7 protein-coding genes are annotated in these 7,901 nt (G+C 52.4%); all 7 read left to right on the top strand.

Going from position 1 to position 7,901, the window contains the following annotated elements:
- Nucleotides 1-28: 28 nt before the first annotated feature.
- The 7 genes from O71_RS14975 (at nucleotide 29) to O71_RS14955 (ending at nucleotide 7,855) form a co-directional block, all read left to right on the top strand.
- Nucleotides 29-604 (top strand): RNA polymerase sigma factor, encoded by a 576-nt coding sequence (locus O71_RS14975; protein ID WP_155800934.1) that lies wholly within the window; start codon nucleotides 29-31, stop codon nucleotides 602-604.
- 141 nt (nucleotides 605-745) lie between these two features.
- Nucleotides 746-1,597, top strand: coding sequence for a FecR domain-containing protein (locus O71_RS14970; RefSeq protein WP_007658302.1), 852 nt, complete (start codon nucleotides 746-748; stop codon nucleotides 1,595-1,597).
- 8 nt (nucleotides 1,598-1,605) lie between these two features.
- Complete coding sequence (locus tag O71_RS23980; RefSeq protein ID WP_155800933.1) at nucleotides 1,606-1,779, top strand: hypothetical protein; 174 nt, start codon at nucleotides 1,606-1,608, stop codon at nucleotides 1,777-1,779.
- Nucleotides 1,780-1,794: 15 nt separating this feature from the next.
- Nucleotides 1,795-3,303 carry a SusC/RagA family TonB-linked outer membrane protein gene (locus O71_RS26585; RefSeq protein ID WP_081490512.1) on the top strand — a complete coding sequence of 503 codons (1,509 nt, stop codon included), beginning with the start codon at nucleotides 1,795-1,797 and terminating at the stop codon, nucleotides 3,301-3,303.
- The gene (locus O71_RS26580) at nucleotides 3,282-5,099 is read left to right on the top strand and encodes a SusC/RagA family TonB-linked outer membrane protein (RefSeq protein ID WP_155800932.1); all 1,818 of its coding nucleotides are present in this window, start codon (nucleotides 3,282-3,284) and stop codon (nucleotides 5,097-5,099) included. The genes O71_RS26585 and O71_RS26580 overlap by 22 nt, the downstream gene beginning before the upstream one ends.
- Nucleotides 5,100-5,110: 11 nt before the next feature.
- Nucleotides 5,111-6,736, top strand: coding sequence for a RagB/SusD family nutrient uptake outer membrane protein (locus O71_RS14960; protein ID WP_007658301.1), 1,626 nt, complete (start codon nucleotides 5,111-5,113; stop codon nucleotides 6,734-6,736).
- A 114-nt stretch (nucleotides 6,737-6,850) separates the two neighbouring features.
- On the top strand, nucleotides 6,851-7,855 hold the full coding sequence (locus O71_RS14955; RefSeq protein WP_007658293.1) for a SusE domain-containing protein: 1,005 nt from the start codon (nucleotides 6,851-6,853) through the stop codon (nucleotides 7,853-7,855).
- Nucleotides 7,856-7,901: the final 46 nt, after the last annotated feature.

Here is a 7,901-nt window from a genome sequence, read left to right as displayed (position 1 = left end):
ATAATTGTTGTACTCCGTTTCAAAAACGGTGCAATCGCGCATGGACGAGCAGGAAGTTTGGGGCAGATTTAAAGCAGGAAGCGAAGACGACTTTTCGCTGCTATACCGTCATTTTGCTCCCATCATGCTGCGCTACGGCAACCGGATCACGCCTGACAAGGAGCTTATACGCGATTGTCTGCAACAGGTGTTCTTTTCGCTCTGGAAAAGCCGTGAATCCATCGGCAGCCCAGCCAATGTGCAGCATTACCTCCTCAAATCCATCCGCAACGAGATCATCAAAAAAGGCAATCGCGCCAAACAGCACGAGTCCTTGCCTGACAACTACCACTTCGAGCTGGAGGACTCCCACGAGCAGACCCTGATTCAACTGCAGACGGCTGAACTGACGCGCCAGCGGATTTCAGAGCTGCTTTCACAGCTCCCGGCCAGGCAGCGGGAAGTCATCTTTCTGAAGTACTACGCCAACCTCAAGTACGAGGAGATTGCCGCCATCATGGACATTGGGCAGGACTCCGTGTACAAGACTACCTATAAAGCCATAGCCCGCCTGCAGCAACTGTTGCACAACAGCGCCCTCCTGCTCCTAGCACTCTTCTTTTAAAACCACCTATCTCGCTTGTTCACAAGCATTTAGAATTTATTTTTATTTTTTTCGCTCAAGGAAGGGATAATATCCCGAATAGCAGGCTATTGTATGTAGAGCGCATCTAAACGCTGAAACTGCATCAAATAAACGCCTGACATGAACTACGCAACAGCTACTGCAACTGAACTGGCAGCTGACCATGACTTTATACAATGGGTAAAATACCCTACGCAAAAAAGCACCTTGCACTGGACTCAGATAGCGGAGCAGTATCCTGAAAAGGCGCAGGAACTGGCCGAGGCGCGTCGTTTAGTGCTATTGCTCTCGCAGGAGCAGGCTGCTGACCACAGCTGTGATGAAGATGCAGCGCTGGTGTGGGAGCAGTTGCAGAAAGCCATGCAGCAGGACCGGGAAAACGGAAATGACAGCGGTCACGTGTTCTCCCTCTGGGGCCGCAGCCGTGCAATCTGGCTGTCTGCAGCGGCTGTTATCGTCGTTTTGCTGGCTGTTACCGCCCTGTTTTTCACTCTCCAGAGGTCCGAACCGGTGACTTACGCCACTACCTATGGCGAGAAGCGAATTATCCAACTTTCTGACAAATCCGTAATAGTACTTAACGCTAATTCCAGTATAACTATTCCTGAAAAATGGAATGATGATGAACCCCGAACCGTACAGATGCGCGGCGAGGCTTTTTTCTCGGTAACACAACAGGCTAACAAACAGCAGTTTATCGTAACAACCAGCAAAGGCACTGAAATAAATGTACTGGGAACGGAATTTAACGTATACGACCGCGATCAGGAAGACCGTGTTGTACTGGCCAGCGGCAAAGTGAACCTGAGCACCACACTACATGGCGAAACAAAACAGCTGGAGATGCAACCCGGCGATCTTATAACAGTATCTGCAGCGCATGGCTTTAGCCATCGGCGTGTAGATCCGGAACTGTACACTGCCTGGCAGCATAACAAGGTATACTTCGACAACTATACCTGCGTGAAGTAGGCACACTCATGGAGCAACAGTATGGCTACAGAGTGGAGTTTGGCAGCCAGGCCCTCTCGGAGCAGCGTGTCACTGCTTTTCTGGAAGTAAAAGGCCCGGAAGACATTGTCAACACGCTGGCAGAGACCTTTGACCTGAAGGTGACCCAAAAAGAGAAAACTATATACATAAGCTCACTATAAATTAACCTCATATCTATGTCAAATAAATCTACCAAGAGACTACGATCCTTGGGTCTGGCAGTAGCGCTGTGCTGCTTCCAGGTACCGGGGACCGCTCAGGGTTATCCGGGCCCAGGTCCGAACCTTGCAGTGAACCATAACGCCGGACAGGCCCTGACGGGCAAGTCGCTCAAGGATTTGCTCAGCGAGCTGAAAGATTCGCACGGCATACAGTTCTCTTACCAGGCAAGCCTGGCCGATGACCTGCAACTGATCGTGCCGGAGCAAAAGAACGGCGTGCAGAATGTGGACGAGTTCCTGGGCACTACCCTGGCCAGCAATAACCTGGCATATAAGAAAGTAAAAGGCGTGTACATCATTTCGAAAGCACGTCCTGCCGCAGCCACCGCAACAACCGCCGTAGCCAAACCCCGCACTGAAGTGCGACAGGATGTAACTGTAAGCGGCCGTGTAGTAGACGAGAACGGCGAAACACTGCCAGGCGTAACGGTTGTGCTTAAAGGCACCACCCGCGGCACTTCTACCAACGCAAACGGCGAATTCACCCTGCCTGTGCCGGCATCTGGTGGTTCGCTTGTGTTTTCTTTCATCGGCTATACAACACAGGAAGTAGCCATCGGCAATCAGGCCACGGTGAACGTGACCATGCGCACCGACGCGCAGGCGCTGCAGGAAGTGGTTGTGGTTGGTTATGGTACCCAGCGTAAAACCGATATCTCTGGCGCTGTAACACAGGTAACTTCTGAGGATTTTGTGCAGGGCCAGATCACGACGCCTGAGCAATTGATACAAGGCAAAGTGGCCGGTGTGCAGATCACACCAAACGGCGGTGCGCCAGGTTCCGGAAGCCGTATCCGCATCCGTGGTGGTGCATCGCTTAACGCCAGCAACGATCCGCTTATCGTGATCGACGGTGTGCCGCTCGAAAATTCAGATGTATCAGGAGCTGCCAACCCGCTTAGTTTCCTCAACCCGAATGATATCGAGACTTTCAACATCCTGAAAGACGCTTCCGCTACGGCCATTTACGGTTCACGTGCTTCCAACGGTGTGATCATCATCACCACCAAAAAAGGCACAGCCGGCCAAAAGCTCGGGGTTACTTTTACAACCCAGCACTCACTTTCCAAAGTGGGTAAAACGGTTGATGTACTCTCAGCCGACGAGTTCCGCAGGGTAGTGAACGAGCAGGGCACGCCTTCACAGATCGCACTGCTGGGCAATGCCAATACCGACTGGCAGGACCAGATCTACCAGACAGCCTACACTACTGACAATAACCTGAGCGTAGGGGGTTCGGTAGGCATGCTGCCTTACCGCGTGTCACTGGGCTACCTGAACCAGGACGGCGTGTTGCGCACCGGCGAATTTAAGCGTGGTTCGATCGGTGTGAACCTGAACCCGCGTTTCCTGGACGATCACCTGACTGTAAACCTGAATTACAAAGGAGCCATCACCAACAGCAAGTTCGCTGACGAAGGCGCCATCGGGCAGCCGTGGCCATGGACCCAACGCAGCCTGTGATGTCTGGCAGCGACCAGTTTGGCGGCTACTTCCAGTGGCTGGATGCCAACGGACGCTACAACCCGCTGGCTACCCGCAACCCGGTGAGTATGCTGGAGCAGCGTGACGACCGCGGCGAAGTGAAACGCCACATTGGTAACGTGCAGCTGGACTATAAGCTCCACTTCCTGCCTGACCTGCGAGCAAACCTCAACTTGGGCTTTGACCGCTCCAACAGCAGTGGTTCTACTTTCTATCCGGCTACTTTTGCTCCGGAAGCTCCAAACAACGGCAGAAGAACGCAGTACGAGCAGGAGAAGAAAAACAGTCTGGTTGACTTCTACCTGAACTACGTGAAAGACCTGACCGGTATCAACAGCCGCGTCGACGCGACAGCAGGTTACTCTTTCCAGAAGTTTGAAAACGAAAGCCCACAGTTTATCCCAACTGATGCAGAGGGCACTCCGCTCAGCGACCTGGAGCCAGGACTACCGACAAATGAAATCTACCGCCTTAAGTCTTATTTTGGTCGACTCAATTACGTGTTATTAGATCGCTACATCCTGACAGCTACTGTGCGTCTTGACGGTACCTCCCGTTTTGGTGATGACGTGCGTTGGGGTACTTTCCCTGCTTTGGCACTGGCCTGGAGGATCAATGAAGAAGCTTTCATGAGAAATTCACCAGTTGTTTCTGAGTTGAAACTGCGTGTAGGTGTAGGTGTTACAGGTCAGCAGGATATTGTAGGCGTGTCCAACCGCTACTTCCCTTACCTGGCCCGCTATACCGTTAGCGATAACACTGCACAGTACCAGTTTGGCAACCAGTTTTACAACTTGCTCCGTCCTGAGGGCTATGACGCTGACATTAAGTGGGAAGAGACGACCACTTACAACGCAGGTATAGACTTCGGCTTTGCCAACAACAAGGTGAACGGTAGCCTCGACTACTTCTTTAAAGATACGCGCGACCTGCTCGCCCTGATATCCATCCCGGCCGGTACCAACCTGGTGAATGAGTTGGTTACAAACGCGGCCACTATGGAAACGAGAGGTTTGGAAGCAGCGCTGAACTATAATGTCATTAGCACTGAAAAATTAAACTGGACTATTGGCGTAAACGGTACCTACCAGAAACGCGAAATCACGAAACTGAACAAGATCGAAGACCCTAACTTTGAAGGCTACCCTGTAGGCGGCATTGCCGGTGGTGTGGGTAACAACATCCAGATCAGAACAGTGGGCTATGCACCGGATGTGTTCTATGTATACAAGCAGGTATACGACGAGCAGGGTAACCCGATCGAAGGTCTGTATGCCGACCTGAACGAAGACGGTGTGATCAGCGAAGCGGACCGTTACCGCTACAAAAAGCCGGAGCCGGATTTCTTCCTGGGCTTCAACACCAACCTGACCTACGGCAACTTCGACCTGGGCCTGGTGATGCGTGGCAGCGTGGGCAACTACATGTATAACAACGTGTACTCGAACAACGGCGCTTACCGTTCCTTCATGTTCCCGGGCTACCTCACTAACGTGTCGCCAAACGTACTGGAGACCAACTTCATGAACTACCAGCTGTTCTCTGACTACTACATGGAGAACGCTTCGTTCCTGCGCATGGAGAACATCAACTTTGGTTACAACGTGGGCCGCATCTTCAACGAGAAAGCGAATCTGCGACTGAACGCCAACATCCAGAACCTGTTCGTGATCACCAAATACAACGGTCTTGATCCTGAGATTGCCAGCGGTATAGACAATAACTTCTACCCTAGGCCGCGTGTTTATACCTTAGGTCTGACTGTTAATCTTTAATTCATCCAACCATGAAAACTCTGAATTTCAGAAACATAAGAAACATAGCACTGGCAGGCGTACTTTCCCTGTCTGCTGCTTCCTGCGACCACAGTCTGGACATAGAGCCGAAGTACGATGTAGTATCGGCTAACGTGTACCGTGACTTCGCCAACTACAAGAGCATCCTGGCCAAAATGTATGCCGGCTACGCGGTGACAGGTCAGCAGGGCCCTGCTGGTCGTCCTGACATCAGCGGTATCGACGAGGGCTTCTCCAACTACCTGCGCCAGTACTGGCAGGCCCAGGAGCTGTCGACTGACGAGGCGATCATTGCCTGGAACGACGGTACCCTGCGCGACCTCCACGACATGGACTGGACACCGGCCAACGAATTCCTGCGCGCACTTTACAACCGTATTTTCTACCAGGTATCGCTTACAAACGAGTTTATCCGCGAGACACAGGATGCCCAGCTAAGCGAGCGTGGCATCACAGGTGCGAACCTGGAAGAAGCCAGACGCTACCGTGCTGAAGCCCGCTTCCTGCGCGCTCTGAGCTATTGGCATGCGCTCGACCTGTATGGCAACGTGCCTTTCGTGACTGAGCAGGACCGTGTAGGTTCTTTCTTCCCGGAGCAGACGACACGCGCCGACCTGTTCAGCTATGTGGAGAGCGAGCTGCTGGCCATTGAGAGTGAACTGGGCGAACCCGGATTTGAATACGGCAGAGCTGACAAGGCAGCAGCCTGGACGCTGCTTGCCAAGCTATACCTGAATGCGGAGGTTTACACCGGCCAAGGCCGTTACGCAGATGCTGTAACCTACTCCCGCCGCGTGATCGACTCTGGTCGCTACCAACTGGAGGCAGAATACGGCAACCTGTTCCTTGCTGACAACCATACCTCAAGCGAGATCATTTTCCCGATCACGTTTGACGGTCTGCGCACCACAACCTGGGGCGGTATGACTTACCTGGTACATGCGCCAGTCGGCGGCAACATGAATGCAGCTGCTTTTGGCATCAACGGTGGCTGGGGTGGTCTGCGCACGACCAAGAACATTGTCGAGCTCTTCCCGAGCACCAATGCCACACCGGATGAGCGCGCCATGTTCCATACCGACGGACAGAACCTGGAGATCGCTGACATTTTCACTTTCACAGACGGCTACCCGATCACGAAATTCAAAAACGTGAACAGAGCAGGTCAGGCAGGTTCTGACCCGAGTGGCAACCACCCGGACACTGACTTCCCAATGTTCCGCCTGGCTGATGTATACCTGATGTATGCTGAGGCTGTGCTACGTGGCGGCGGTGGTTCTGCAGCTGACGCACTTGACTACGTAAACCAACTGCGTCGCCGTGCCTATACAGATGCAACTGGCAATGTGCGAGGCAACGGTGGTGCGATCAGCCAGGGACAGTTGACGCTGGACTTCATTATCAACGAGCGTGCCCGTGAATTGAAATGGGAAGGTCACCGCAGAACAGACCTGATCCGCTTCAACAGATTCACTTCTGCTACTTATGTGTGGCCATGGAAAGGTGCCGTTCCGGAAGGAAGAGGTGTGGAGGAATTCCGCCGACTGTACCCGATCCCAAGCACGGACCTGACCGCCAACCCGAACCTGACACAGAACCCGGGCTATACACGATAATCTGAACAGACCGGAAGTTGGTCTCTAATGGGGTCAGCTTCCGGATAGATACATCACATTTTGAAATCATCAAATATGAAAAGCACGATAAATAAATTATTTACCCTGTGCCTTATGTCGCTGGTGCTGTTCTCTTGCGAGAAAGACGAAGAGCGGCTGGTACTGCGCCCTGGTGCTGCTCCTACCCTTGCTGCCACTGAAAACAGTGTGGAGTTGACAGCAGAAACAAAAGGGGAAGATGCGATAACCATGAACTGGACAGCCGCTGATTACGGCTATCAGGCAGCTGTTACCTATACCTTGCAGTTTATTGCAGAAGGTGGTGACTTTGAGGAGGCCAGAGAAATAGAAGCAACACCTGGCACAACGAGCAGAACCTTGACCGTAGCGGAGTTAAACACCCTGGCCACGCAGCTGGGGCTGGCGCCAAACAACGAAGGCACCATACAGGCACGTGTCCGATCTTCTGTGGCAGAGAGTGTAACACCAGCTTATTCCAACGTAGTTTCTTTCAACGTAACGCCGTTCCTCGACATCATCGAGTATGTATCGCTGTGGGTACCGGGCAGCCACCAGGGCTGGAACCCAGGCGAGGCACCAAAGGTATCATCTGTGAATGATAATGGTGTGTATGAAGGTTATGTGAACTTCCCGGAGGCTCAGACAAACTTTAAGTTTACGCCTGAGCCTAACTGGGACAATGACTTCGGCGGCACCAGCAGCGGCAACAAAGGAACACTGACAGAAAAAGGGGACAATTTAGTAGTGAACGGCACGGGCTACTACCTACTCAAGGCCAATACCAACCAGATGACCTGGGAAGCCATCAGAACGACCTGGGGTGTAATTGGGGATGCGACTGCAGGTGGCTGGGATTCTGACCAGGACCTGTCATACAATGCCACGGAGCAGGTATGGAAAGGAACCTTAAAACTGTCTGTTGGCGAGATCAAGTTCAGAGCTAACGATGCCTGGGATATAAACTTAGGTGACGACAATGCTGACGCTAGCCTGGAGTATGGCGCGGCCAACATCAAGATAGAGGAAGCCGGAGATTATGAAGTAGTGCTCAATCTGGCGAATCCGGGTAACTACACCTACTCCCTGACCAAACTTTAAGATGCCAGGATCGTGCAAAAACTTTATAGAAGCATACTGCTGCGAA

This window comes from Pontibacter sp. BAB1700 (genome assembly GCF_000277005.1).
Lineage (GTDB): Bacteria > Bacteroidota > Bacteroidia > Cytophagales > Hymenobacteraceae > Pontibacter > Pontibacter lucknowensis.
Note: the sequence above shows the minus strand (reverse complement) of the source record. Positions and strands in the feature narration are given on the sequence as shown.

Excerpts from the sequence above, each read along its gene's own strand:
- O71_RS14970 (WP_007658302.1), top strand. The coding sequence starts at position 746 with ATGAACTACGCAACAGCTACTGCAACTGAACTGGCAGCTGACCATGAC.
- O71_RS23980 (WP_155800933.1), top strand. The coding sequence starts at position 1,606 with ATGGAGCAACAGTATGGCTACAGAGTGGAGTTTGGCAGCCAGGCCCTC.
- O71_RS26585 (WP_081490512.1), top strand. The coding sequence starts at position 1,795 with ATGTCAAATAAATCTACCAAGAGACTACGATCCTTGGGTCTGGCAGTA.
- O71_RS26580 (WP_155800932.1), top strand. The coding sequence starts at position 3,282 with ATGGACCCAACGCAGCCTGTGATGTCTGGCAGCGACCAGTTTGGCGGC.
- O71_RS14960 (WP_007658301.1), top strand. The coding sequence starts at position 5,111 with ATGAAAACTCTGAATTTCAGAAACATAAGAAACATAGCACTGGCAGGC.
- O71_RS14955 (WP_007658293.1), top strand. The coding sequence starts at position 6,851 with ATGTCGCTGGTGCTGTTCTCTTGCGAGAAAGACGAAGAGCGGCTGGTA.